General features: G+C 59.0%; 14 protein-coding genes. 6 read left to right on the top strand and 8 right to left on the bottom strand.

Translation table 11 applies throughout. From position 1 onward, the window contains the following. Positions 1-17 precede the first annotated feature (17 nt). Positions 18-1469, bottom strand: a complete 1452-nt coding sequence (gene pyk, locus BXA01_RS09585; RefSeq protein ID WP_024014116.1) for a pyruvate kinase — start codon at positions 1467-1469, stop codon at positions 18-20. A gap of 172 nt (positions 1470-1641) precedes the next feature. Between pyk and BXA01_RS09580 the strand changes: the two genes are divergently transcribed. Next, positions 1642-2028: a tetratricopeptide repeat protein gene (locus BXA01_RS09580; protein ID WP_016773461.1), complete on the top strand. Its 387-nt coding sequence runs from the start codon at positions 1642-1644 to the stop codon at positions 2026-2028. A 230-nt stretch (positions 2029-2258) separates the two neighbouring features. Further along, positions 2259-2618 carry a PilZ domain-containing protein gene (locus tag BXA01_RS09575; protein WP_076563970.1) on the top strand — a complete coding sequence of 120 codons (360 nt, stop codon included), beginning with the start codon at positions 2259-2261 and terminating at the stop codon, positions 2616-2618. 132 nt (positions 2619-2750) lie between these two features. On the opposite strand, the gene BXA01_RS09570 is transcribed toward BXA01_RS09575, so the two are convergent. Beyond that, complete coding sequence (locus tag BXA01_RS09570) at positions 2751-3128, bottom strand: DUF6124 family protein (protein ID WP_076563969.1); 378 nt, start codon at positions 3126-3128, stop codon at positions 2751-2753. Positions 3129-3585: 457 nt separating this feature from the next. Here BXA01_RS09570 and BXA01_RS09565 point away from each other — a divergent pair, with 457 nt between their 5' ends. The 4 genes from BXA01_RS09565 to BXA01_RS09550 all read left to right on the top strand — a co-directional run bounded on the left by BXA01_RS09565 (position 3586) and on the right by BXA01_RS09550 (position 18748). Then, positions 3586-6735: a hypothetical protein gene (locus BXA01_RS09565; RefSeq protein ID WP_076563968.1), complete on the top strand. Its 3150-nt coding sequence runs from the start codon at positions 3586-3588 to the stop codon at positions 6733-6735. A gap of 151 nt (positions 6736-6886) precedes the next feature. Beyond that, positions 6887-10531, top strand: a complete 3645-nt coding sequence (locus BXA01_RS09560; RefSeq protein ID WP_076563967.1) for a Tc toxin subunit A — start codon at positions 6887-6889, stop codon at positions 10529-10531. Between the two features lie 65 nt (positions 10532-10596). Further along, complete coding sequence (locus tag BXA01_RS09555; RefSeq protein WP_076563966.1) at positions 10597-14694, top strand: neuraminidase-like domain-containing protein; 4098 nt, start codon at positions 10597-10599, stop codon at positions 14692-14694. Next, positions 14687-18748 (top strand): Ig-like domain-containing protein, encoded by a 4062-nt coding sequence (locus tag BXA01_RS09550; protein ID WP_076563965.1) that lies wholly within the window; start codon positions 14687-14689, stop codon positions 18746-18748. The genes BXA01_RS09555 and BXA01_RS09550 overlap by 8 nt, the downstream gene beginning before the upstream one ends. Before the next feature lie 9 nt (positions 18749-18757). On the opposite strand, the gene BXA01_RS09545 is transcribed toward BXA01_RS09550, so the two are convergent. The 6 genes from BXA01_RS09545 to BXA01_RS09520 are packed head-to-tail and all read right to left on the bottom strand — an operon-like array spanning position 18758 to position 25456. After that, the gene (locus BXA01_RS09545; protein ID WP_076563964.1) at positions 18758-20086 is read right to left on the bottom strand and encodes a DUF58 domain-containing protein; all 1329 of its coding nucleotides are present in this window, start codon (positions 20084-20086) and stop codon (positions 18758-18760) included. Next, on the bottom strand, positions 20083-21084 hold the full coding sequence (locus BXA01_RS09540; protein ID WP_076563963.1) for an AAA family ATPase: 1002 nt from the start codon (positions 21082-21084) through the stop codon (positions 20083-20085). Before BXA01_RS09540 ends, BXA01_RS09545 begins: the two co-directional genes overlap by 4 nt. Next, the gene (locus BXA01_RS09535) at positions 21081-22244 is read right to left on the bottom strand and encodes a DUF4350 domain-containing protein (RefSeq protein WP_076563962.1); all 1164 of its coding nucleotides are present in this window, start codon (positions 22242-22244) and stop codon (positions 21081-21083) included. The genes BXA01_RS09540 and BXA01_RS09535 overlap by 4 nt, the downstream gene beginning before the upstream one ends. Next, complete coding sequence (locus BXA01_RS09530) at positions 22241-23779, bottom strand: DUF4129 domain-containing protein (protein ID WP_076563961.1); 1539 nt, start codon at positions 23777-23779, stop codon at positions 22241-22243. Before BXA01_RS09530 ends, BXA01_RS09535 begins: the two co-directional genes overlap by 4 nt. Beyond that, positions 23766-24743, bottom strand: a complete 978-nt coding sequence (locus BXA01_RS09525) for a stage II sporulation protein M (protein ID WP_076567694.1) — start codon at positions 24741-24743, stop codon at positions 23766-23768. The genes BXA01_RS09530 and BXA01_RS09525 overlap by 14 nt, the downstream gene beginning before the upstream one ends. Then, a complete protein-coding gene (locus tag BXA01_RS09520) occupies positions 24740-25456 on the bottom strand; it encodes an RDD family protein (protein WP_076563960.1) in 717 nt (238 codons plus the stop codon). Before BXA01_RS09520 ends, BXA01_RS09525 begins: the two co-directional genes overlap by 4 nt. Between the last annotated feature and the right edge of the window lie 251 nt (positions 25457-25707).

Genomic DNA, 25707 nt, shown 5'->3' with positions numbered 1-25707 from the left:
TTTCAGCGGCCGGTCAATCAGACCTGCGGATCACCGACATGCAGGATCTTCATGCCATTGGTGCCGCCAGTGGTGTGGTAGCTGTCGCCCTTGGTCAGGATGACCCAGTCGCCTTTTTCCACGACGCCGCGCTTGGTCAGTTCGTCGATGGCTTTCTGGCTGACTTCGTGCGGTTCCAGCGAGGCCGGGTCGAACGGGATGGTGTAGACGCCACGGAACATTGCTGCGCGGGCCTGGGCTTCGCGGTGCGGGGTGAACGCGTAGATCGGCACCGAGGAGCGGATACGCGACATGATCAGCGGGGTGAAGCCGCTTTCAGTCAGCGCGATGATCGCTTTGACGCCCGGGAAGTGATTGGCGGTGTACATGGTCGCCAGCGCGATGCTCTCGTCGCAGCGGCTGAATTCCTTGCCGATGCGGTGGCTGGAGGTCTTGCCGGTCGGGTGTTTCTCGGCGCCGACGCAGATGCGCGCCATCGCCTGCACGGCTTCCAGTGGGTAGAGACCAGCGGCGGATTCGGCCGAGAGCATCACGGCGTCGGTGTAGTCGAGCACGGCGTTGGCCACGTCGGACACCTCGGCGCGGGTCGGCATCGGGTTCTGGATCATCGACTCCATCATCTGCGTCGCGACGATCACGGCCTTGTTGTGGCGACGTGCGTGCAGAATGATTTTCTTCTGAATGCCCACCAGTTCGGCATCGCCGATTTCCACACCGAGGTCGCCACGGGCAACCATCACCGCGTCGGAGGCCTTGATCAGGCCGTCGAGGGTTTCGTCGTCGGCCACGGCTTCGGCGCGTTCGATCTTCGCCACCAGCCAGGCAGTGCCGCCGGCCTCGTCACGCAGTTGACGGGCGTATTCCATGTCGGCGGCGTCGCGCGGGAAGGATACGGCGAGGTAGTCGACTTCCATTTCGGCGGCGAGCTTGATGTCGGCCTTGTCTTTTTCAGTCAGGGCCGGAGCGGTCAGGCCGCCACCGCGACGGTTGATGCCTTTGTGGTCGGACAGCGGGCCGCCGATGGTCACCACGCAATGCAGTTCAGTGGCGGTGGCGGTTTCAACGCGCATCACCACGCGGCCGTCGTCGAGCAGCAGCTCGTCGCCCACGCCGCAGTCCTTGACCAGATCCGGGTAATCGATGCCGACCACCTGCTGGTTGCCTTCGGTCAACGGATGGCTGGTGGAGAAGGTGAACTTGTCACCGATCTTCAGCTCGATCTTCTTGTTGGCGAATTTGGCGATACGGATTTTCGGGCCTTGCAGGTCACCGAGCAGGGCGACAAAGCGGCCGTGCTTGGCAGCGAGGTCACGCACCAGCTTCGCGCGAGCCTTGTGCTCGTCGGGGGTGCCGTGGGAGAAGTTCAGACGGGCGACGTCCAGACCAGCCAGAATCAGCTGTTCGAGAACTTCCGGCGAGTTACTGGCCGGGCCAAGGGTAGCGACGATTTTGGTACGACGGACGGACATGCAAAGACTCCTGAGTTCAAGCGCAGGCAGAGGCTACTATGCTCGAAGGGTGTAGTCATTGTTCGAATGCACTACTTATCGTTTTCTTTATTGAACGCGGCAACTTTGCGACCAGCGCGTCTGAAGTTTTCCGACCTGGGGTCGATACAGAGCACAAGACAGGAGAACCCCCATGCGATTGTTGCCCATTGCCGCCCTTGCCCTCAGCGTCCTCGCCGCGACGGGCTGCACCCGTTGGTCGATGAACCACCATTTGAACAACGCCTATAGCGCCTATGAACGCGGCAACTGCGAGCAGGTCATGCTCGAACTGTCCAAGGTCGAACGCGCGAGCCGCGCTCGCCCGTACGTGTGGCCGGAAGTGTCGATGATGCGCGGTCAGTGCCTGGAACGGCAGAAGCTCTACATCGACGCGGTGCAGACCTACCAGTTCATCATCGCTTCGTACCCCAACAGCGAATACGCCTACCGCGCCCGCGCGCGTCTGGAAACCCTGCAGAGCCTGGGCCATTATCCGACACGCAGCGCCGCTGCGGTGGTACGGCCGACGCGCTTCTGACGCGCTTTTCGTACAAAATCTGGCCGTCTGTACAAGCTCCGCTATAGTCAAGGAAACCGTTTCGAGCCTTGTCTCGATAACGGCGCAACACCTGCGACTGGCAGTTACAAGGTGACGGCGATTGTCGCGACCGTCACACCGGAAGCGGGGAGAGCGGGCCTGTCGCACAGGTTCGTTCCGAAGCACAGGTGCGGCTCCGTGACGGAGCCCTGCATGGCGAACAGCACATCATGTCTACCGACCGCCGGATCGAACGGCATCAACTGCCGTATTACCTCAGAGTGTTCAACAGCGTCACCGACAAACCCGTCGGCTTTCTAGGCAATGTGTCTGCGGACGGGCTGATGCTGATCAGCCAGTTGCCGATGATGATCGGGGTGGATTTTCAGTTACGCCTCAAGGTCCCCGCCCGCGATGGCAGCCAGCAAGTCATCGATTTCAGCGCCTGTTGCGTGTGGTGCCATGAAGACGCCACGCCGCTGCATTACGACGCCGGTTTCATCCTGCGCCGCGCTCCGCCGGAGTTCGGCCAACTGGTGCTGGCGCTGAAGCAGTATTTCAGTTTTCAGCCGCTGCCCGCTTCTGCCTGATTCGTTAGCAGCAAGCTTCGCGAGCAGGCTCGCTCCCACTTTGAATGACGTTCCAACTGAAGGAATGAGGACAAAATGTGGGAGCGAGCCTGCTCGCGAAGGGGCCGGTCCATGCACCCTCTCTCTGCAGAATCAGCCCACCGCGATCGCCCGCTCCTGATCCAGCGCCTTCTCCGCCAGCAATAAGCCCATCTCGCTCAACTGATAGATCGCCATCGCCAGATGTCGCGGCTTGTCCTCGAGGCTGTCCGCCAGGTCGAGCAGCAGAATGCTGACCGAAGAAAAGGTCTCGTAGGTTTGAATGGCCATCGCTTCGGGGTTGATGTCGGGCGCAACCATGAACATCTGCATGCCGCGATCGACGGAATTGCACGACGGCGCAGATGCGGGTTTTTTCAGGTAGTGATCGAGGGCTTTTTCAGCGGCCTCGTGGAGTCTGGTGGAATCGGGGGAGGCGTAGGGGGAGGTCGAGTCTTCGGGTTCCGGGGGATTGGGTGTTGGTTTGATCATGGTGATAACCCTTGGTTGGGGCCTTCACCCCTCGCGACTAAACGAAAGGGTGGCGGCTGGACGCAGGTTAGTCGACCGGGGGTATCACCAAAAACCGGCGCGCCGAAGCGCCCTGCGTACAGCCACCATCGAGTGCGGGGATAGGGATTACCCGACTGGATGATGCTTATACACCTTGATGACAAACCCCCGGGCGACTAAACCCGACCACTGATTGGCAGCGGCACGGATCACGTTACGGGGCAGCTTCAAAGCGCACAAGCCGGCGGATTCTGAGTGATGTGTAGGCAACGGCGCAACCCGATGTAGCCGCGTGCTAATCGCTGAAGGACGTCTGCATGTTGCGGCGTGGGAATAGTTACCGCTGATCGGGACTGTCAGGTTTTACAGGTGCCTGCGCATTGGCGTGTTCTGTAAAACAAGACTGGCTGCCAAATTTAGCGAGAGGAAAACAATCATGTCAGAGGGTACTTTTATTCCTGAGGAAGGTGAGCGTGCTCCGAACGAAGATGACGGGAGTTCAGATGTTCACGCTTTGCTGCCTCTCCAGTTTCTCGATGCAAACAGTACGATTCTACTCGCCCCCGATACGCCGCTTACATTCAGTATTCCATCGTACGTCGGAGAATATAATCAGGCGTGGATGGACTTTCATTCTGGAAACACCAGCAGGACTATTCTTGATGGATCTTGGTTTCAGGCGGTTCATTGGAACACTATCCAGATCAATGGACTCGTGGAAGGGAGGGCCAAGTTTGATGGGGTGTGGAGGAGAAATACCACGTGGGCACCATGGACCTCTCAGTATGTTGAAGTGAGGGCGCCTGCCACGTTCCACCCCAAAGCGGTTGTTACAGTCGGCGGGACGGTGTCAGGTACTGCCCGCTCAGGCAGTGTGATAAAGCTTGTGCGTCCTGCCGACAAAGCCGTAATGAGTACGACGCACACTACTCCAAGTCATGGAACGTGGACTGTCACATTATCGACCGGCCTTCTTCAAGGCGCGCACGAGCTACTGATCCGTGAAGACGTTGACGGAACGCGGGGTCGATATACCGAAACGCGGAAGTTCACCGTTCTGAACAAAATCCAAATCACGTCCCCGAATATCAGTCTGCCCGTCGAGAGTGTTCAACCCGTAATCAGGGGGCGCGGGGCGTACAAAGACGCCACAATCAGGGTATACATAAAAGGTTCAACGTTGCCTGCCGTCTCTTTTACTGCGGTTTCCGACGGCGACTGGGCCGCAACCAGTACCTATACTTTTGCGCGAGGGGCTCGCTACACCCTCGTTGCCCAACAGAGTCTGGAAGGAATCTTTGCCGACCTTGGGGATCCTCAAGAGTTTTATGTTATCGGGCCTCCAGTATTTACAGCGCCAAAGCCCAACCCCGCTTCGCCGCCAATCGTGGAAGCCAAAACGATGTTCGAGGGGACCGGCGCCACTGGTTTCTATCAGAACAGGGTCGATGTGTATTCAGAGCAAATGGGGAGCAACGCCGTGACCGTGGGCTGGCCTGATCCCGTCACTGGAGAATGGCGCCGAGAAGGCACCCTTTCACCCGGCCCGCATTCGATTTTCGGCACGCACACAGTCAATGGGATTACTTCAATAACAAGTGAACCCTTCGGCATACGAGTACGCACGGGCAAGCCGACGGTCACATATACGCAAGCCAATGAAACGATCACATTTTCCGGCACCGGACATTTCGACGAGAAGCTCAGAACCGAAATCGAGTTCACTATCCTCGAAAGTCCAGCCGACCCAATGCCGGTCGCGCCTCCAAATGCACAAGTACAGCGCAACGGCACTTGGAGCACCACCGTAACGGGCTGGAAATTTGGCACCTATAAAATCAACGCCGTCCAGAAGATCAGAGACAACGCCAGCGGCTGGATCGACTCGCTGCCGCTGACCTTCGAAGTAAAAAATATCCTCCCCGATGTCAGTGATGTGCAATTCACTAACGACTACCAACCGACCTTCAGCGGCAAAGGCTTCAACGGCGCCACGGTGAATCCACGCAGGCCCAATAGCGGGGATCTCGAAGCGCCAGCAGTGGAGGTTGCTGGCGGGCGGTGGTCTACCAAGGCTTCAACGGTCTGGGGACCCTCGTTTGAGCGTCAGGTTCACATCAAGCAATATCTCGACGGTCACCAGTCGCCAAACTGGTTTGTCCTCAAAGTCACCATCCCGCCGCAGGCCCCTGGCTTGAACGAGCCTGAAGATGACGGACTTTCGCCCAGGTTCAGCGGCACGTGCTGGCCGGGTGCAACCGTGAACATTGAGTACAGCGACGAAACCGGCATTGTGCACAAGGGCATTGTCAGTGCAGACACGTGGCAGTTCAGGCGCGACAAAGAGTTTGCCCTGGATATCACACATACCGTCACAGTGACCCAAGTCGCCGCTCAGCAAACTTCGCAGCCGACGTCCACGACCTTCGTTGTCAGGAGAGCGATGGTCACGCCAGTGATTACCCAGCCGCCGGACGGCTCGGAAGTCGGTCGTGCTGTAACGGTCGAGGGCACGATGGGTATGGTGGGCGCCACTTTGCAACTGCGCGACAAACAGTTTGATCGTCCCTTGGGCGATCCGAAAATATTGAGCCAGGATGGCGACTGGTCGATTGACCTGAGCCTCGAGCAATTCAGGCTCTACACCTTTGACGCCCAGCAGACAATGGACGGTCGACCGTCGCTACACAGTGACGAGCATGAATTGACGGTGGTGCTGCTGCCGCCAGAATTTCTCCAGCCGATACAACACGGCAAGTTGCCACGAACCGCGTTGCTCAAGGGTACGGGCATGAGGGGCGGGGTTGTTGACGTCTGTCTGCAAGGGCTTGCCGAACCTCTGCTCAGTGATGTCATTGTGGATTGGGCGGGCAATTGGCAAGCCGAAGTGACGTTGCCGGTGGGCAGCAAAACGATCTGGGCCCGGCAAAGTTTCATGGATGAAAGCGGCAAACTGCAGGAGTCGAAAGACAGCGAGCCGCTGCACTTTGACGTTGTGCCGGCTGCACCCTTCCTTGAAACCCCGATCGAGGGCGATGCCATCGGGCAGCAGGTGGTGGTGTGCGGTTTTGGCGTGCCGGGCGATACGGTCACGGTGACGCTGGTCGGAGCCACGCGCTCAGAACCGGCAAGCGCCATCGTGCAGGAAAATCGCACCTGGTCAGTGATGCTTGATACAAGTCCACCCGACGGCGGGCTTTACCGGCTGGAGGCAATCGCATCACTGGACGGGTTCGAATCATTTGAAACCCTGCGCTCGGTCATTTTGGGTACTTTTGTGCCAGCCCTCGACGAGCCGGCGCCGGGACGCTGGGTCAGTCATCCAGTGCAGTTCAGCGGCAAGGGCCGTCCGGGCGTGGGCGCCGTCGTGAGTTGGTACAACCCGGATATTCAGTGGCTGGCTCAGGTACCCGTGGTCGATGAGCACTGGCGCGGGGCGGCGACAAGGGCACTGCCTCTGGCGGGCAACTGGTACCGATTCCGGCAGACGCTGACTGACGCGGCGGATGGCGCAACGATGTCCGATTGGGCCGACAGTGCGCGTTTTGAAGTCGAAGCCGCACGCTTGCGCAACGACAATTCCTGAAACGCGGTTTCCGACGAACGGCTATAAAACCTGTCATAAATGACAGTGGACTTGACGCCATTCGAAGCGCTCAATCGTACTCATTGAATGTGCAGCCTGACGAAGGACGTCAGGTTGCGCGGGCCAGTTGTCGCCTTAAGGAAATCTGATCATGGTTGATTCGCGCCGTCCCCCCCTGCAGCTGTTCGATCAGTTGTTCAGCAAGGAACAACGAGCACAGAACGTCGGACTGCAGAACCTCGAGACATACCTGCAAAACGGTGGATCAATTTATCCACTGGTTGAAAAGGGGGTTCAATGCATGGTCCAAGAGCATCAGCTCAGCGTTGAGCAAGCGCAACAATATTGGCGCGGCGCCAATAGCCTGGCCACGTCTCAGCGGCGCCAATTTATCGAGCAGACGCTGAGGGGCACCAGGCCCGCGCCAAAGCGCAGCTCCAGCGGTTTGTTATCGATCGTAGACGGTCCCAATTATCACGCTCTGATCGGTACCGATTTTTCCGCGTTGTGCCCGCCAGATGCACTGGAGTCCATCTGGTCGCCAGTGGCGTATCTGATCGACTTGTTGCGCTGGGTTCGTGACCGTCTGGAGGGTATTAGAAAGGAAGACGATTTCTCGCTGCATAACCGGCGCACAGATCTCTTGGCACTGAACGTCGACTTCAATGCGGTTTATCAATCGATCTCTTCTGTGGACATCATCGTTGAGGTGCTGGAGAAATTCATCGCGGCGCAAACGGATATCAAATCCATCGAAGACGCGCTGATCGCAGCCCGCTACCCCAATGGTCTGCCTTACTACCAGCATTGGGTCACGATTGATGGTATCGCGCAGTTTCATGACCTGTCGGTGGGCGACTTCGAGCACCGGGTCGACCTGGCTTATCCCTATTTTCTCCAAGCCAATGCTCGAGGTGCCAATACTGCAAAGGGTTTCGCCCATGCTTCGCGGCTTGGCCCTTATCAGCGCCTGTTGCTGACAGAACCGCGTGCGGATTTCGCCCTTCGCGAAGCTTTTTTTGCGCACAACTTTGGTACCTATACCGAGATGTATTCGAATCTCAATCAGGTGGAGTTTTTCGGTCAGCGCACCAAGCTCGACAGCCGACAGATCGAGGCGCTTCTGTCGATCGGCGACTTTGCTCCTGTGCGCTCGGCCAATGTGACCTACCCGGATGAAACGCCCGAGCATCCTGAAAGCGAGCGCTCGGGTTCGGTTTACATAAATAACGGTACTGCGCCAGCGGTGGGTTTCGATCCTGAAACCAAGCCTCGCATTCGAATGACGGCAATCCCCGACGAACTCATCGGGTTCAACCGCTATACCCGGATGAATCAGATGGTGCGTCTGGCCAACTGGACAGGATTGCCGTTCGAACAGCTGGACGCAGTGTTGACATCGGTCATCCGGGCAACAGGGCGCGGCAATTCAACGAAAGGTCACAGCAACGAGATGGACATCTCCAGTGGCGCGGTTCATGCGCTTGGGTTGTTCCAGACGTTGCGCGAGCGCTACGAATGCACCGCTGCAGACTTTGCGGTCTTTGTCGGTGAGCTGTCGGTTTATGGTCGCGGCGAAGCGCTCTCGCAGTTCGATCAGGTGTTCAATTTTCAAACCGGTTATCGCGAGCCTTTCAAGCTCGACGACGGTGAGTTTGCGGTGGCGCCGATACCGGGCGAGGTGGATCTGACGATCAGCCAGCTTTGCAGTGGTCTGGCGATTGATCCGCAGACTTATTACGTGCTGGCGAACGCAGTGGCCAAGGCTCATGGCTTTACCGACAAATTGAAGCGCAACGCAGCGATTATCTCGAGCTTCTACCGTTTGGTGAGGCTGGCCCGGCTGTTGAACATCACTCCGGTTGAAGGCGTGCTGATGCTATCGATCCTGGGCGGCGATGACTGGGTCAATGGCTTGGCCGACACGCCTGTCATTCACGATGTACCGGACGGTTCACCGGATGCGCTGGAACTGATCGAGGCTATGCAAAGTTGCGTGCAGTGGTGCGCGCAAAACAATCTGCCGGTGTTGTGGGTGTTGCAGCATGCGGTCGCTGCGCCAGCGGCTCAGGATCCATCCGAACAGGATGAGCAGTTTTTCGAGCAGCTTCGCAATTTGCTGCCGACTGCACAGCTGTCCAACAGTACGTTTCTCATGGCAGGCGTTCCGGCAGCCGGGGCCGCGGACTGGATCGAATTTCTCGCGACATCCGCCGACAACCTGGGGCCGATTACCGACGCGCATGGTTTGATCCTGCCTCCGGAGGGAAGCGCTGAGATGTATCTGGCCTCCGTCCATAAAAAAATCGCCTGGGCGGTCGACAGCGCCTTGGGTGAGATCGAGCCAGCGTTGCGGCAGAGCATCATCGACAGCATGGTCAGCGCGTTTTTACAGATGCGCGATGCGCAGACTTCGCTGGTCAAGGAGACGCTGGCGGCATACGCCGGCGTTGGCGTGGATCAGGCATTGCCGGTCCTGAACTGGGCAGACGTCACGGTGCATCAGTTACTGCTGCATGTGCTGGAGCAAGCGGATGCGGGAAGCGAAGGGGCCGGCCGAACTCGCCCCCGAGTTGCCGACACATCATTCGATCTACTGGCTGAAGTTCGCCGGCGCAGTGAGGTGGTGTCGACACTGGGGTTAAGCGCGGCGCTGTTGCAGGATTATCTGGATAGCGGCTACAAGGACTGGCTGGTTCAGGACGACAAGCATGCGTTGACGGTTCGCACGCTTTATTACCTGACCATGCTCACTCGCGCTTTTGCCCTCGCCTCAGCCTCGAGCGGCCAACCGCCACAGAAGCTGTTGGACTACCTGCGCCAGGTCAACGCATTGCCGGATGTCACCGGAGATGCGAGATGGCTGGCACAACAGGCGGCGGCGATCAAACTGGCCGATTTTTTTGGCTGGAGCGTTCAGGAAGTGCGCGAATGTGTGAGCCGCATCGATCCCGACCTGAAGGTGTTGAAAAACCTTCCCCAGCTCGATTTGTTGATGCGCGTGCTGGCGCTGTCCACCGAGACCGGCATGGATGCGTTAACGATTTTTCTCATTGGTAATCTGCCCGAAACCGTCGACAAAAAATCCTATGCCGATGCCGCCGAACATGCCCTGCTCGGCGAGTCCGATACTCGTGCCCCGATCGTGCATGTTCCAGGCGACGTCAAAGGGCTGGTCACAATCACGTGCGAAGTGGTGGATGACAGCACCGTCGTGGCTAACAAGCCAGACGAAAAAGTCACTTATAAAGTGACCCTCAAAGACGCCAATGGAAAGTCGCTGAGTGGCGTCAATGTTTATTGGCGCGCCACGTTGGGCACCATTGAATACAAGGCGACGGGAACGGACGGGACACTTTCGGCCGAGTTTATCCCCGGCAAGGTCATGGGCCGCGACACGCCAATGCTTTGGTTGGACTTGTTCGAGCCGCAATACGCCCCTCCCATAGAAATAACTGCCGACTTCACTACGTTGTCGTTCCCGATTGCGGAACTTTCACCTACGCCTTTGGAAACAGTGAAACACGGTCATGAAGTAGAACTGTATGCGGTGCTGGAGGACGACTACGGAAACCGCGGACAAAACTCGCTCGTGGAGTGGTTTGGCAAGAGCGTTCCGCCCGCGGAGATGGATGCCGTCACTATTCGGCCTGCGCAGGGGTTCACTGATCAGCAGGGGCTTACCCGGGTTTTTGTCTCAAGCAAGACGGGCGGCACATTCGTGTTCAGCGTTCGCTCTCAGTCTGGGGAACGCGAAAGAATATTCCCCAATGCCATTACCTTCGCCAGGGAGTAGCGGCAGGGCGTTGCGTACTGCCTGGCGAGCGTTTGTCTCCGGGCCATATTTCAAGGAGCAAGATCATGGCACTGAGTAATATTGGCGGGCTGCTGGAAAAACGTCGCTCGGCACTTCTTGAGTACTGCATCGGTCAAGTGGCCAATGATAAATACCCTTTTCTGAAAACACCTGAAGACTTGTTTGAATTGCTGCGCATGGATCCTCTGGATACTTATCAGGTCAAGAGTTCCAGAGTTGCCGAAGCGATAAGTTGTGTGCAGCAGTACATCCATGCGGTGTATCGAAAGCTGGAACCAGGGTTCCAGGATCACGAGTTCGACAAGCGTCATCTGCGCGAATGGGAGATTTTCAGCAATTATCCCGACTGGACCGTGCCCCAACGGGTTTCATGCTATGCGGAAAACTTCATCGTTCCATCGGTGCGACTGCGCAAAACCAGTCTGTTCAAGAATCTGGAAAACAACTTGAACCAGGCCCGTCTGGACAGAGATACCGTGCAGGCTGCGCTGCAGGATTATTTGCAGGCATTCGAACAAATCTGCGATCTCGATGTGACCAGCTGCTTCATGGACGGCGTGACACCGGCCAAAGCCGATTACTACTTTCTGGGGCGGCAGAGGGTGCAGCCGTTTCAGTATTTCTGGCGCAAGGCCGAGATCGAACTGGGCGCAACCAGCGTAGCGGTCAATCCGGCGGTCTGGAGTGAATGGCAAGCCGTGGAAATCCCGACCGCCGATCAGGTGGTGGATATCCGCCCGCTGTTCTGGAATGGCCGGTTGTGTGTGGTCTGGGCCGAATGGCGCGACGCGGTAGTCGCGAGCGCTGCGGAGTCGCTCAGCCCGAGCAAACTGGTGATCAATCTGGCATTCATGAAGCAGAACGGGCAGTGGTCTGCGCCGTTGTGTGTGCACAGTTCAGAACACAAGGACGAGGGTTTGGCGAGCTCCAGACTGATTGCGACGGTGCAGGTCGATTATCTGAATCCGAAGGGCAAGTTGGGGATTTTACTGACGGGCAACCTATCTTCGCCATCCGGCAGTCTGCGGGTGCATGGTGTCTACGACGTTCTGATGCGCCCCCTTCTGGACGGTGGCGCATGGCTGGATCTGGCCCTTGAGGAGCGATTCGTCAGCAACGATACGGTTCAGCACCCACTGAACAGTCAGGTGACTGTTGTCACTCGCATAAAGCCCCATGGTTCCCTGACGCCCTATCTCGACCTGCACGTTATGGCAACGCGCGCGGATGACAAAGATGTGCTGACGGTGCAGGGTTTTTGCAGCCCCACGGGCCTGGACAGCGCTCGGTTGAAAATGGAGCTGCAAATTGCAGGTCAGCCTTCTGATAGTGACCCGCCGCCGATCCTCGAAGAACAGGATGCAGGCGGGGGCTGGGTAACTCAGTCGTGGACTTCCTCGCGGACGAAAGGCACCTGGCCCACGCCAGTCACTTTTTCATTCGCCTCTCCCACTTCCCCGACAGGACAGAAAGAGTTCGACCTGACGATTGTCGATCTCATGGATTTCGTCCCGCCAGCTCTGCACAAGAACAGTACCGACGGGGCACAGTTTCTTTCATTCAATCAAACTGGACTGGCGTTGAAATTCATTCGGCTCAATTCCTTGTTTGGCTCGGAACTGGTGAGATGCTCGAATATTTCCGTGGACGCCGTGCTGGACTGGTCCAACCAGTTCATTCGCGAGCCGTCGCCGATCGGCGCAGAGTTCGTTGAACCACCCAATGGTGCCTTCGACGGTGCCAATGGTCTGAACTTCTGGGAGCTGTTTTTCCACCTGCCGCATTTGATCGCCACCCGGTTGCGCGACGAAGAACGCTTTCAGGAAGCGCAGAGCTGGCTGCATTACGTATTCGATCCACAGGCCACCGCAGATCCGGCCAATCCGCCGGTTCCGATCGCGAACCCGAAACCGGCGTATTGGCGTTGCCGGCCTCTGGATATCGCAACAGCGCCGGGCAATCCAGGGTGGGAAATTCAGAATCCCCTCGATCCGGATGCCATTGGCTATGCCGCACCCGCGCATTTTCAGATCCTGATGTTCACCGACTACGTAGAAAACCTGATGGCGTGGGGCGATTGGTATTACCGACAATTGACCCGTGACAGTCTGGTGGCCGCCAAGCTTTGCTATGTCCAGGCCGGGTTTCTGATGGGCAAGGCGCCCACCGCCGACACAGCGACTCGTTGGCAGACCGACACCGTGGAAAACCTCTTGGACAAGTGCGAATCGCGACCCCTGCTTGAAGCGCTTGAACAAACGCTGGATTTCAACCTGGCAGATTACCCGATCGCTTCCGACACCCCGCCGATCTTGGGTTTGTTGGCCTGCGAACCTTTTAGAATTCCGATCAATCAATCGCTGCTCGACCTGTTTGCAAAGCCGCAGCAACGCCTTGATAACCTGCGCAACAATCTCACGATCGATGGCAAACCGCTGGACGTGTTGCTATTCAGCCCGATGACGGATCCCAGGGAATTGCTCCGCGATCTGGCCGCTGGTAGCGCGGCCGGGCCCAGACCGATGGGCGGGCGCCTGGTGGTCAATGCGTATCGCTGGCGGGTCACGTTCGAAGTCGCGTTGCGCGGGGTACAGAGCCTGCGGGATTTCGGCAGTCTGGTGCTGCGTCTGCTCGAGCAACGCGACCGTGCCGAGCAGGAAGAATCGCAGCAGAACCATTTCCTCGAGCTGGGTCGCTATGCCGAAACGGTACAGGAACAATCCATCGCCCAACTGGAGGCGAATGTCACAGCGCTGAAGCAGAGTCGGGCAATGGCGCAGGACCGGGCCGACGCCTATGCAATGCGTTACAGCGAAAACGTTTCGCCGATCGAGTATCAGGTCATGGCCAGTCTGCAGCAGTCGAAGACATCAGCACTGCAGGCCAAAGTTGTCAGGGTGGCAGGGGGCGTCATCGCGGCGTTGCCAAAAATCTATGGTACTTCCAACGGTGGCTTCAAACCCGAACACACTTTCGATGCGGTGGCTTTCGGCCTGGAGGTTTCTTCGTCATTGCTGCAAATCGACGCCGACCGACAGGCCACCACTGAAGGTTATCGCCGTCGCCGCAGTGAGTGGGCGCTGCAACGCGATCAGGCGCTGGCGGAGGTGGGCGCAATCGATGCGCAGATCGAAGCGCAAAGCCATGCGATCAACGCGGCGAGATCCAGCCTTGAACAGACGCTCAGGGCCAACAGCCAAGCGTTGACCATGTACAACTTCCTTAAAAAACGCGCGAGCAATGCCGAGCTGTTCGGCTGGATGCTTGGCCAGCTCAAGGCACTGCACTATCAGGCCTACGACGCAGTCGTCAGCCTGTGCCTTAGTGCTCAGGCTTCACTGGCTGCCGAAACCGGGGATTATGATGCCCCCGTCCCTTTGCCTCAGGCCTGGCTCGATCACCGTTACGGTCTGGGCTCGGGTGAACAACTGCATATGTACCTGCTGGACCAGGAGCGCAGGCGCTTGCAAAGCTACGAGCGGCGGCCGGAACTGATCAAAACCATTTCCTTGCGGCAGTTGTTCGACGACAGAATCGAGCCTCAAGAGGGCATAACCAGCTGGGCAGATGCACACGCGCAATTGATGGCAACAGGTGTGTTGGAGTTCAGACTGACCCAGTTGTTGTTCGACCGTGATCATCCTGGCCATTTCTGCCGGCAGATCAGTTCGGTGGAAGTCGATCTGCCTGTGCTGGCCGGTCCCTACGAGGATGTGCGGGCAACGTTGCTGCAGATCAGTAGCGTGACCGCGACCCGGCCGACCACACAGTCTGTGCAGTATTTGCATAAGCCCACCGCAATCGCACCTGGCGATCTGCTGTTCAACCTGCGCAGCGGTCAGCAGATCGTTTTGTCGGTCGGGCTTGGCGATAATGGCCAGACCCACCAGAAACCCGACGAAGGATTGCTCAACCCGTTTGAATACACGGGTGCCGTTTCCCATTGGCGGCTGAGTTTTCCTCGCCCGCTTAATCAGCCGCAAGCTGCAATGCTCAAATCCTTGACCAATATCATTCTTCGCGTTCGGTACTCCATCAAGGCCGGCGAGCCGACGTACGTCCAAAAGGTCACAGACCTGGTGACCGAGGCTGAAAACACCTACCTGGCGCGCCAACGCAACGGAGCCAGCGATCATGAATGAGCCCGTCGTGCAAAAAAATGAAAGCCTGCTGCTCAATGGTGACTTCAATGATCGGCTCAAAGAGTGGCGTACCAGCGGTAGGGTTGGCCTGGCGAGCGAGTTTTATGATGGCGAGTTAGTCAATTTCATGGAGGTCGGTGTCGGGGCTTCGGCTACACAGGAAGTCAAAGCTCCCAAAACCCCCGGTGCACAAGCCGGTTACGAACTGACGTTTTTATGTGAACTGCGGCCCGGCGTTTCATGGTCGGGCGAATCGGGCTGGTTGCGCATCCGCAAGCGCGGTGAAGTGTTGATGAGCATCGAACTCACGGCGCAAGAAGGTCGGAATCCGGAGCTCGAAAACGCCCGACGGCTGGCGGGACAGCCGCTTGAATTCAAGCCGCGCGCGTATCAACGGTCGCTGGATCAATTGGAATTCGTCAGCGATGACGCATTGAGCTTTGAGGTCAGCGGTGTCCCTGACAACGCAGGCGACAATCGTTCGGCAATCTGCATCACTCGAATCGACCTGCAACTGAAGCTTGAACCGCTGCAACTGCAGACGGTGCGACTGGATAGCGAAGATCTGCCACCAGGCCAGACGTTATACCTTTGCCTGGGCGCTTCCCTTGGCGATGACCCGGACGACTCTCTGTTCATTCCCCACGGCCTGTCTTTTATTCCGGCAGACGGCAGCGCCTGGCTGGATACGAATATCGCATTGATCATTCACGGCAACCCGATGGAATCAGTCAAGGCGACCCCCGACTGGGGAGCCGATCAGCCGCTACCGTCGCAGTGGTTGCTCGATTGCCCGGATATGGGGGAGGAAAAGGCTCATGACTTCACGATAAGTCTGGTGAACCAATACAACGCCGAGCCATACACGATTGACGTGTCGTTGGGGCATCATCGATTAGCGCTTCGCGAAGTACAGAGCGCGGCTTATTACCCTGTCCTGGATTGTGCGCAAAGCGTCCGTTTGGGTGTGCAGGTTCTCTCGTACTACACCGGCCAGGCGATTGATGGCAGGGAAGTCAGGTGGACGACTGCCGGGCAAGGTGTGCTGGGCACCGGCACTACCGATGAACAAGGCTTGGTCTACTTCGATTTCGTTCCTGAGCAAGCAGGCGATTTCGTTCTCACAGCTTCGGTCGACAGTCCTTATTACCCAAGTGGCGAGGTGACTCTCGAGTTTTCGGTCACGGTGCTGGCGACCGATCCCTGGATGGACTTGCGTTGCGTTGTCGAAGGGCAGGTGACCCAGTGGAGCGCGACCGGTTATCCCAATCGCGGCACTGATTACCCCTTCATTGTGCGCTTGCCCGCCGACAGCCCTTTGCTGGCGACTGATCTATCGCTGCACTGGAGTGGCGTCGGGCATGAAGAGCTGAAGGTCACGGTCAACCCGCCACTCCAGCAACCGGTCGCTTTTGAGGGGGACGATACTCTCTGGACGCTGGCCTGCGAGGACTGGCTGGACGGTCGCTTCGAACTGTCATTGGTCTGCTCGAAGTTGTTACTGCCATCGCCGCGTAAACCCATGTCGCTGGCGCGCAACAAGGTCAGGATCGCTGACACGCGCGGCCCGAATATTTCACCGGTTGTCGAGAACTCCGAAAAGACGTTGATGCGGGTGCAGGTGGTGCATGTCACTGACAAAGGTGCCGGTGAGCCAGTGATTGATGCGATCGTCGACTGGCAAACCCCCGAGGGCATTGTCGAGTCTCGTACCGGCAGTGGGGGCTGGGCCAGCCTCTATTACCGACCTTTGACGGCGTTGAGCAACGAGACGATTACCGCCAGTGTGAGTGCCTACGAAGGCGGGCCGGCAGATGAACACTCATTTTCGGTCACGGCGTTTGCACGAGACGAATGGAAGGACAAGGTCAGCATCACGTTTGATTTCGTTCCGATTGCCAATGACGGAATCGCATGCAAGCGCGGCCAGAGGCACATCCTGACGGTCCGGGCATTAGCGGGCAGCCCGTTGATTGGCGAGGCAATTACGCTCGGATGGCGGAACGAAAATCCAGAGAACGGTCTGGCGGTGAGCGACCTTGACGTACCGAGAATATTGCGCGAAGGGGAAGATCTGAGTTGGTTGTTCAGCTCTGATCGTATCGAAAGTACCAGCAGTATTTTCGAGGTGAGTTTGCGCACCGACACTCTCACGAACAAGGATTTTTCTTGCCGACTGTTTTCTCCTGACCTCCATGAAGAAATGACCGTGGTCCTGGATCAGATGACCGATCTCAGGGGCCAGCCACTCTTTCCGTGTATCGGTGCTGTACATCGCTATATCTTCCGCACCAATGCGCTAAGCCCTTTAGTGGGTATTGCCATGGATCTGGTATGGAATGGAAGCCCGGCGGCAGAGCTCGGAATCGAATTGAGTCCACCCCGCGGAAGCGAAAATGTTGTGGATGACAGCGGGTTTATCTGGACGCTGGACTGTTCAAAAAGTACCAGACCCGGTGTCTTCGCACTTCGATTCGTTATCAATACCCATGGTTTGAGCGACATCAATACGATGACCCTGGGCCACAATAAAATCACTATCGAAGACGCCCGTGCATCTGCGGTGGATCCGGTCATTGGGCAGGATCCTGCATGGATGTGGCTGAAGGTACGCTCCCCTTATCGTCCCGACCTCGCTCTGGATCAAGTGCCTGTTCAATGGACAGGCGATGGCAGCACCGAAGAGCACAGGACGGCTGCCGATGGCTGGAGTGGTTTTCCCTTTGCGCCATCCACCGCAGGTGAACATGTGGTGACAGCGGCGGTTATCAGCCCTTATGACCGTTTTGAAGAGCGCCGCTCCATGAAGGTCCTATCGCTGGAAGGGGACCCCTGGGCCGGATTTGAATACAGTTTCGACTCCCAACCGTTTCAGCCACTGGGTCAAAGCGCTGAATTCCCTCGGCGCAAGGGGCAGCACCAATTGCGCGTGAGTGCCCCGGCGGGCAGTGCGTTGTTTGACCAGCACCTGACGCTGGGCATGACCGGCACCGGGCCGACGGAATTGGGCATGCGCTTCGAGGAGCCACGTCTGGGTGACCCCAGGCTTTTCTCGAGCGCTGGAATGACCTATCGGTTCAACGCGGGCGACCTCAAGGACGGGCGTTTCGGCCTGCGCTTTTCCTCGGCGCGGTTGGCTAGGCTTTCTCCGGTTATTGCAATGTCGCTGGGGCAAGGCGCGCAGGTGGTAAAAATTGCGGATCGTTCGCGCAGCAGTCAGACGCTGTTTTGGGGCGAGGCTGTATCTGAGCAGATCACCATTGTGTCGGGCATCAGTGGCAGACCGATGGTGGGGATGAAGGTTGTCTGGAGCAGTCCGGACCTGGGTGAGGTGACCACCACTACCAACTTCTACGGTGAAGCGCGGATACGGTTCGTGCCGACGACACCGGGTACGGCGCAGTTGACCGCCACGGTGGGCGATGCGCTGTATTCGGAGTCGATTTCTTTACCGTTTTTGCTGCACGAGCCCCGGGAGATCAAGGAACTGGTCAGCGATGACCCGAGCGGGTATCCGGGGCAACAGATGACCGCGCAAGTCCTGGTCGTTTCAGCCAGTACCGCGCAACCCTTGGCCAATGTCGAAGTGATGTGGGAGTACGACCGCACCTCGCTGCCGACAACCCTGACGGATGCCGAAGGCAAGGCAACGGCGCGCATTGTCCTGGGAGGAGCAGGCGAGGCTGCATTGCGGGCGTCGGTAAAGGGTGGTTTGGCTGGCTGGGTGGTAAAAACGCTCTGGTTGACCGTCACTGAGTGTCCAGCAGCGGTGGAATCCGTTGTTGCGTCGCCTAATCCGGTTCCCTTGCAGACCTACGTCTCCATGACCGCGCTGATTGTGGCCAAGGAGGGGCGAGAGCCCATGCCCAGACGGAAAATCCTTGTTTCCACTAATGGAGCACCGTTCACTGAGTCGTTTACCGATCACAGCGGGCGATACCAGGCTCACTGGCGGCCGATGAACCTTACGGATCAGATTTCGCTGGTCGTCAAAGTAGAAAACAGCGACGGCACTTCGGACAGCGGCGCTGTGTATGTTGCAGTCACCAACTGATCGAATCTGTCAGATCGCAGCGGTCTTTTTCCAGCTCATGTAACTTGTCACCAGTCCGGCCCCCAGCTCGGCGGGCCGAACATCCATCACTGCAACGCCATGAGCAGTCAGCCGCTCATGAAGTTGCGAGCGGGCATTGAGAAAATCGATGGTGCCGCAGTAGGCGAGTGCCTCGGGCAACGTTTGCACCGTGGTCTGGCGCAATGTATCCAACGCCTGTTCACGCAGGCTCGCCACCAGCACCCGATGTTGTGCGCTCAGGCGTTTGACTGCGGCCAGCAGTTGCTCGTCTTCATCGCGCAAATTGGTTACCAGCACTACCAGCGCCCGGCGCTTCTGGCGGGCCAATAGCTGGTTGGCGGCAGCCTGATAATCGGCGGGGCGCTGCGTGCTCTCGAGGTCATAAACAGCGTTGAGCAAAATGTTCAGTTGGCCGCCGCCTTTGACCGGCGCGACATGGCGCGGCTTATCACCGGCAAAGGTACTCATGCCCACCGCATCACCTTGACGCAAAGCCACATAACTGAGCAGCAGGCAGGCATTGAGCGCGTGATCGAAGTGCGATAGTTCATCGTCCTGACTGCGCATCTGCCGGCCGCAATCGAGCATGAAAATGATCTGCTGATCTCTTTCGTCTTCGTACTCGCGGGCAATCGGTGTGCGCTGGCGGGCGGTGGCTTTCCAGTCGATCTGGCGCAGGCTGTCGCCCTCGCGAAATTCGCGCAACTGATGGAATTCCTGACCCTGCCCGCGACGTTGTCGCTGACGTATGCCGAGCTGGCTGAGCCAGTTGTCGACGGCGCGCAACTCACCGCCGTAAAGCCGGGCGAAGTCCGGGTAGACACGGGTCTCGTCGCGGACGCTGAGCAGGCGTTTGCCGGACCATAATCCCAAAGGGCTGGGCAGGTTGACTTCGCACTGTTCGAAGCTGAAATGCCCGCGTTCGAGAGGGCGCAGACGGTAGCTGATCTGGCTGACATGGCCGTGTTGAAGCTCGACAAGTATCGGCAGATGTTCAAACGCCAGGCCGTCGGGAACGTGGTCGAAGAGTCCAATGGCCAGTGGCTCGGCAAATTCATGGGCCACCTCCAGCTTCACCTCCGCCCAGCGCCCCAATGCCAGGCTGCCGGGCATCTGTCGCTTGATGCGCGGCGAGGGCAGGCGTCTGAGGCGCACAGCGTCGATCACCGCCAAGGCCAGCAGCGCCAGGAGCAATCCCCAGTTGATCGAAATCAGGCTGGACGGGAGGTCGATCTGCAACGCCTGCAAGGCGCCGAGCACGATACTGATAACTACCAGCAGGGCCAGCCAGATCAGCAGCAGCCGAGACGGTTTCACAGGCGCGGCGCCGGCACTTGATCGAGCAATTGCGTGAGCACCTGATCGACCTGCAGGCCTTCGATATCCAGCTCCGGCGCGATGCGCACGCGATGGCGCAACACCGCCAGCGCGCAGCCTTTGATGTCATCCGGGATTACAAACTCGCCGCCGCGCAACAACGCCCGGGCACGGGCACAGCGAACCAATGCAATCGAGGCGCGTGGCCCGGCGCCGAGGGTCAGCCCCGGCCAGGTGCGCGTGCTGCGCGCCAGGCGCACGGCGTAATCGAGGACCTGATCGTCCAGCGGCAAGTCGCTGGCGATACGTTGCAGGGCCTGGACATCCTTGGCCTGCAACACCGTGCGCAGCGGTTGCACATCGAGCATGTCGGCGCGGGTCGAACGACAGACCTGACGGACCATGTTCAGCTCCTGATCGGCGTCGGGGTAATCCATGCGCACCTTGAGCATGAAGCGGTCAAGCTCGGCTTCCGGCAGTGGATAGGTGCCTTCCTGTTCGATCGGATTCTGCGTTGCCAACACCATGAACGGTTGCGCAATCGGCAGCGCGCGGCCTTCGAGCGTCACCTGACGTTCCTGCATGGCTTCGAGCAATGCCGCCTGGGTTTTTGCCGGGGCGCGGTTGATCTCGTCGGCCAGCAGCAGGTTGGTGAACAGCGGGCCTTTGCGCAGCTTGAACTGCTCGGTCTGCAAGTCATACACGGCGTGACCGGTAACGTCGCTGGGCATCAGATCCGGGGTGAACTGGATGCGCGCGAACTCGCCGCCGAAGCAACGTGCCAAGGCCCTCACCAGCAAGGTCTTGCCCAGGCCGGGCACGCCTTCGAGCAGCACATGGCCGCCGGCAATCAGCGCGGTCAGGACAGCGTCGACCACCGCATCCTGGCCGATCAGCGCCTTGTTCAATTCGTTGCGCACCGCCTGCGCCAACTGGCTGGCGCGCTGGCGCTGCTGGGCGGCGTGCGTCGCGGTGCCGGGCTCGATCTGTTCAGTCATAACGCGTTCCTCAAGGTTTGCAGATGAGCGACCTGACGGCTGAATTCGGCGCTGGACAAACGCTGCTTCGGACGTGGGCTCAGGGCCTGGCTGATGGCGCGGGTGGGTTGCCGGGTCAGGCGCGATAACGCCAGCCATTGTTCGGCCACATTCAATTGATCGAAACCGGGATGGCGGCGGCGCGCGCGGCGCAGTATGTCTTGTTGCAAGGCTTGCAGCAGCGCCTGCTGGCCGTTGTGGCGCAGCAGGAAATCGGCACTGGCACGCAGATGCTCCAGCAGTTGGCGGCGACCCGCTGGCGCCGGCATTTGCACCGGGCCGTGACGCACGCCGGCCTGCCACAAACACAGGCCGATCAAGGCGAGCAGGGCGACGATGGCCTGCGGGAAGTAGCGCCAGAGCAACGTCCACAGACCATCGTGTGCAGTGTTGTAAACCAGTGTGACGTCAGTGTCGGCGCTCAAATACCAGAGCAGCCAGGCGTTGTCATATTTGCCGATAACCGGGGTTTTCCACAGCTCGGCATCGGTGACAACGGTGATTGTGCCGAGGCCGTACACCCGTTGCATCATGTGCGTGGCTTTGGCGCTGTTGGCCCAGGCTTGCGCGACATTGTTCGGGTCGTCGAGGTGGAAGTCGGTGTCGAAACCGGCGTAGGCCGGCGCGTCTTCGTCTTCCAGGTACAGTTTGGTCAGTTTCGGGAAGCGGTCCTTTTCCACGTCCACTGGAGGATCTTTCAAGTCCTTGCTCAGCGATTGGTGCAGTTGCACCTTATCGAGCAGCAGATCATTGCTTTGCCCGGTTTGCGCATCCCACAGCGATTCAGCGACAAATACCAAGCGTCCGCCGGCGCGAGTCCAGTTCAACACTTGATCGACTTCACGCGGCGTCATCCGGGCGCGCTCGCCAAACAAAAGCAAAGTGTGGCTGTGCGGATCAATCTGCGGCAGCACCGTCAAGGTCTCGGCGTGACTGACCGCGAGGCCGCGCTCGCGCAGGAACATTTCTGCCGCCAGATAAGGATTGGCTTGCGCGGCAGGCGAGGGGCCGTGATCGACGGTTTCCTGATAGGGCCGGGCCTTGAGGTAGAGGAACAGGCTCAAGCCGCCAAGCAGCAGAAGCGCCAGCGCAGCCAAAGTCCAACCGATGCGCCGGTTCAATGCCCGGATCCTTTGCTGAACAATTCACGCCAGCCGTTACACAGCTCTGCTTGCAGGTGCGCGGCCGGAAGTCGGTGCCCGTAGGCCATGTTCTGCCAGTGAACAGTGAGGTTGCGGCTGTAGGCGAGCAGGTCCGGGCGTTGCAATTGCTCGATGCGGTTGAGGATCTGGCTCTCGGTGTCGGCGGCTTTCAGCGCCAGGTCGAAATCATGTAGCAGATGACTGAGCAGGCCGCGATAGAGCAGGCCCAGCGCGGCGCGAGGTTCGCTCAGCCACAATTGTTCGGCACTGGCGGCGATGTCATCGGGAAGGGTTTCACGGTTCAGATCCAGCCCGAAGACGTGTGGCGGCGCCGGTGGTTTGCTGCGCGAGGGCAGGTTCGGGCGACGACTGACGAAGGCCCGGAGAAATTCGCGATAACGCCAGACCAGCCAGCCCAGCGCGGCAATCAGCGCGCCCCACAACAGCACCTCAATCACGTTCGCCAAGGCATCAAGGTGTCGACCGTCGAGCCAACCGAGAAGGGTTTTCAGCCACTGCGGAGCCTCACCCGGTTGCGCGTCCTTGGCCGGGCTTGCCGGGTCGTCTGCGAAGCGATAGCGGGTGACGCTTTCCTTGTTCTTGAACGGCGGTTGTTCGAGCAGCGACTGGATGCTGTCGCGTGCGGCCTGACTGGTCAGCGGCTGATTGAGCAACCTAGGAGCATCCGGCGCATCGCTGGCCCATACCGGTTGCAGGTTCGGCAGCAGCAGACACGCCGCCAGCAACACACCTAGCACGCTGCTGTTCAAACGCTGGCGCAAACGGCGGAAAACCAGCTCGATGTCCCAGGCTTCCAGTTGCGTGCGACGGTTCAGGTACAGGCTGAAGCCGCAGGCGACATAAACCGGTCCCCAGGCCACCAGGATCAGCGCATAAAAAACGTTGGTCAGGTGTTCCAGCCAACGCCAGTCCTGATCGGCGGCAAGCAGCAGCGATTGCCAGTCCCAGTCGGTTTCGATCTGCTGCGGCAAGAGCATGTAGAACAGCAGCATCAAGCCGATCCACAGTGCGGTTTCCAGATGCACGCCAATAATCGTCAACCATTGCGCGGCGCCGCCGTTGCGTTGCAGCAGCACCCGCAGACGTTGTTGTCTGGCCTCGCCGTCGAGCCCTTCGAGTTGGGTCACTGGCAGCACAAAGCTGCGACTCAGGCTCAGCCGGCGCCAGGTCAGACTGGCCAGCAGTTGCGGCTTGAGCAGGCGCGGCCACTCGCGCAAGGCTTGTCTGAGGGGTGGCGTTTCACCGAACAGCGCTTTGGAGAGGATGTACAGCGGCAGGCGTTCGTAGGCCGGTTTCAGCCACCAGAAAATGAACACCGCCAGCGATGGCGAATCCCACAGCAACAGGCTGAGCAGGGCGAACAGCGGCAGGGTGACGATCGCCCAACTGGTCATCAACAACCGCCGATGCTGCTGGCTCATCAACACGCCCAGGTCCATGGCTTCCCAGGTCGTGCGCGGGCGGATCACTACGCTGGCGTCACTCAGGCGCATGATGAATCCTTCCGGCAAACGACAGATAAACCACGACGGCCAGCCACAGCGCGGCGCCGACGGCGTATTTGGTCAGCGGCGTGACACTGGTTTTCGACGACCAATAAGCCTCGATAAAGGCTGCGATCAACAGGAACAGCATGGCCCCACACACCAGCAACACGCTTTTGCGCGCGGCCAGACGCAGCGCCTCGCCCCATGTCAGACGTCCGGGGGCGATCAGCGCCCAGCCCAGCTTCAGGCCCGCCGCTCCGGCGAGGGCGATGGCGCTCAGTTCGAACGCGCCGTGACCGATCACGAACGACCAGAAGGTCTGGCCGAAACCGATCTCGCTGAGATGCCCGGCCACCGCGCCGATGATCATGCCGTTGTAAAGCAGGAAAAAACCGCTGCCCACACCCATCAGCAAACCGCTGGCGAATGTCTGAAAGGCGATGCCCGTGTTGTGCATCACGTAATAGCCGAACATTACCCAGTCTTCGCTGGCCGCCCGTTCCGCCGAGCGGCCGAGGTGGCCGGCAACGGGGTCGTACATGCCTTGCATCTCGCGCACCTGTTCGGCCGGGATCAGGTTGTAGATCAGTTCCGGGAACAGATAAACCAGCACGCCGAAACCGATCAGGCTGCCGAAAAACAACAGGCTGGCGGCCGCAACGAAGCGCCATTGTTCGCGCACCAGTCGCGGGAAGTCGGCGAGGATAAAGCTGATGATTTGCGCCCCGAGCCGACTGCGATGCCGATAGAGCTGTTGATGGCCGCGCAGTACTTGCTGTTGCAATGAATCGATCAGAAAACTGCTGTAGCCGCGCGCCTGGGCCAGAGCCAGATGTTGGCAGAGACGCCGATAGGCCTTGGGAAAATCGCTGACTTGCGCTGTCTCCTTGCCTTGTTCGAGGCGTTCGAGCGCCACGGCGAAGCGCTCCCATTCGGCCTTGTGGCGACTTTCGAACAGGCTCTGCTTCATGGGGTCGGCCCCAACAGGCCGCGCGCGATGCCGTTGAGTTCAGACACGGCTTTGGGCGCAGAGATGTGCAGCGGCTGCGCCAGCAATGCCGCCAGCTCGTTAACCCGTGCGGGAGAGAGCTCGGCCTGACGCTCGGCGAAACCGAGTACCGCGCGTTGTTCGCTCAAGGTCAGTGGAACGGGGCTGCGGCGAGGTTCAGCGTCAGGCAGTTGCGGGCGGCTCAGCGGGCGTTCGCTGTAAACCACCAACGTGCCGGCGGCAATGTCGCCGAGGCGTTTGAAGGTCGGGTGTTGCAGGCAACTGAGCGCACCGAGGAAATAGCCGAAGGGCAGTAGATCGACAAAGCGCAGCAGGTTGCGCAATAGCGAGGCCGACCAGCCGATCGGCGTGCCGTCATCGTGCACCACGCGCAAACCCAGCCATTGCTTACCCGGCGAGCGGCCCTGACGCAGCACCTCGAACAACACCATGTACCACCAACTGATGGCAAACAGCAGCAAGGAACCGAGGCCCATGCCGAGCTTGCCGAGAAACGCCAGTGCGATAAACAGCACACCGAGGATCAAGCCGCGAATGCCCAGATCGATGGCAAACGCCACGGCGCGCACCATCAACCCGGCGGGACGCAACGGCAGGTCGATGCCTTCCGGCGTTTCGACCTGATGGCGCGTATCCAGCGGTGCTTTCCTTCGCGGTGCTGTGGGCTCGAGCATGGGCTACCTGATGTTCGCCTGTTCGGGATGCAAGTGCGCCTGATGCTAGCAGCCTCTCGGGTGTGGGAGCGAGCCTGCTCGCGAATGTGGTGGATCAGTCAGCCTATGTGCAACTGACGGAAAGCCTTCGCGAGCAGGCTCGCTCCCACAAGGGCAATGCATTCCAGTTGTAGGAATCTGGAGAAATTGCTGTTCGAGGGCGACCAGGCTGGCCGTGGCAACCCTGAAACGCCTAGACTTCGCCGATCTTC

The sequence above is a fragment of the Pseudomonas sp. B10 genome (genome assembly GCF_900156235.1).
Classification (GTDB): domain Bacteria; phylum Pseudomonadota; class Gammaproteobacteria; order Pseudomonadales; family Pseudomonadaceae; genus Aquipseudomonas; species Aquipseudomonas siliginis.
The sequence above is the reverse complement of the archived record's forward strand: the minus strand, read 5'-3'. Positions and strand labels throughout refer to the sequence as shown.

Bases quoted from the DNA above. Each gene is read 5' to 3' on its own strand.
- pyk (WP_024014116.1), bottom strand. From the start codon at position 1,469: ATGTCCGTCCGTCGTACCAAAATCGTCGCTACCCTTGGCCCGGCCAGT.
- BXA01_RS09580 (WP_016773461.1), top strand. From the start codon at position 1,642: ATGCGATTGTTGCCCATTGCCGCCCTTGCCCTCAGCGTCCTCGCCGCG.
- BXA01_RS09575 (WP_076563970.1), top strand. From the start codon at position 2,259: ATGTCTACCGACCGCCGGATCGAACGGCATCAACTGCCGTATTACCTC.
- BXA01_RS09570 (WP_076563969.1), bottom strand. From the start codon at position 3,128: ATGATCAAACCAACACCCAATCCCCCGGAACCCGAAGACTCGACCTCC.
- BXA01_RS09565 (WP_076563968.1), top strand. From the start codon at position 3,586: ATGTCAGAGGGTACTTTTATTCCTGAGGAAGGTGAGCGTGCTCCGAAC.
- BXA01_RS09560 (WP_076563967.1), top strand. From the start codon at position 6,887: ATGGTTGATTCGCGCCGTCCCCCCCTGCAGCTGTTCGATCAGTTGTTC.
- BXA01_RS09555 (WP_076563966.1), top strand. From the start codon at position 10,597: ATGGCACTGAGTAATATTGGCGGGCTGCTGGAAAAACGTCGCTCGGCA.
- BXA01_RS09550 (WP_076563965.1), top strand. From the start codon at position 14,687: ATGAATGAGCCCGTCGTGCAAAAAAATGAAAGCCTGCTGCTCAATGGT.
- BXA01_RS09540 (WP_076563963.1), bottom strand. From the start codon at position 21,084: ATGACTGAACAGATCGAGCCCGGCACCGCGACGCACGCCGCCCAGCAG.
- BXA01_RS09530 (WP_076563961.1), bottom strand. From the start codon at position 23,779: ATGCGCCTGAGTGACGCCAGCGTAGTGATCCGCCCGCGCACGACCTGG.
- BXA01_RS09525 (WP_076567694.1), bottom strand. From the start codon at position 24,743: ATGAAGCAGAGCCTGTTCGAAAGTCGCCACAAGGCCGAATGGGAGCGC.
- BXA01_RS09520 (WP_076563960.1), bottom strand. From the start codon at position 25,456: ATGCTCGAGCCCACAGCACCGCGAAGGAAAGCACCGCTGGATACGCGC.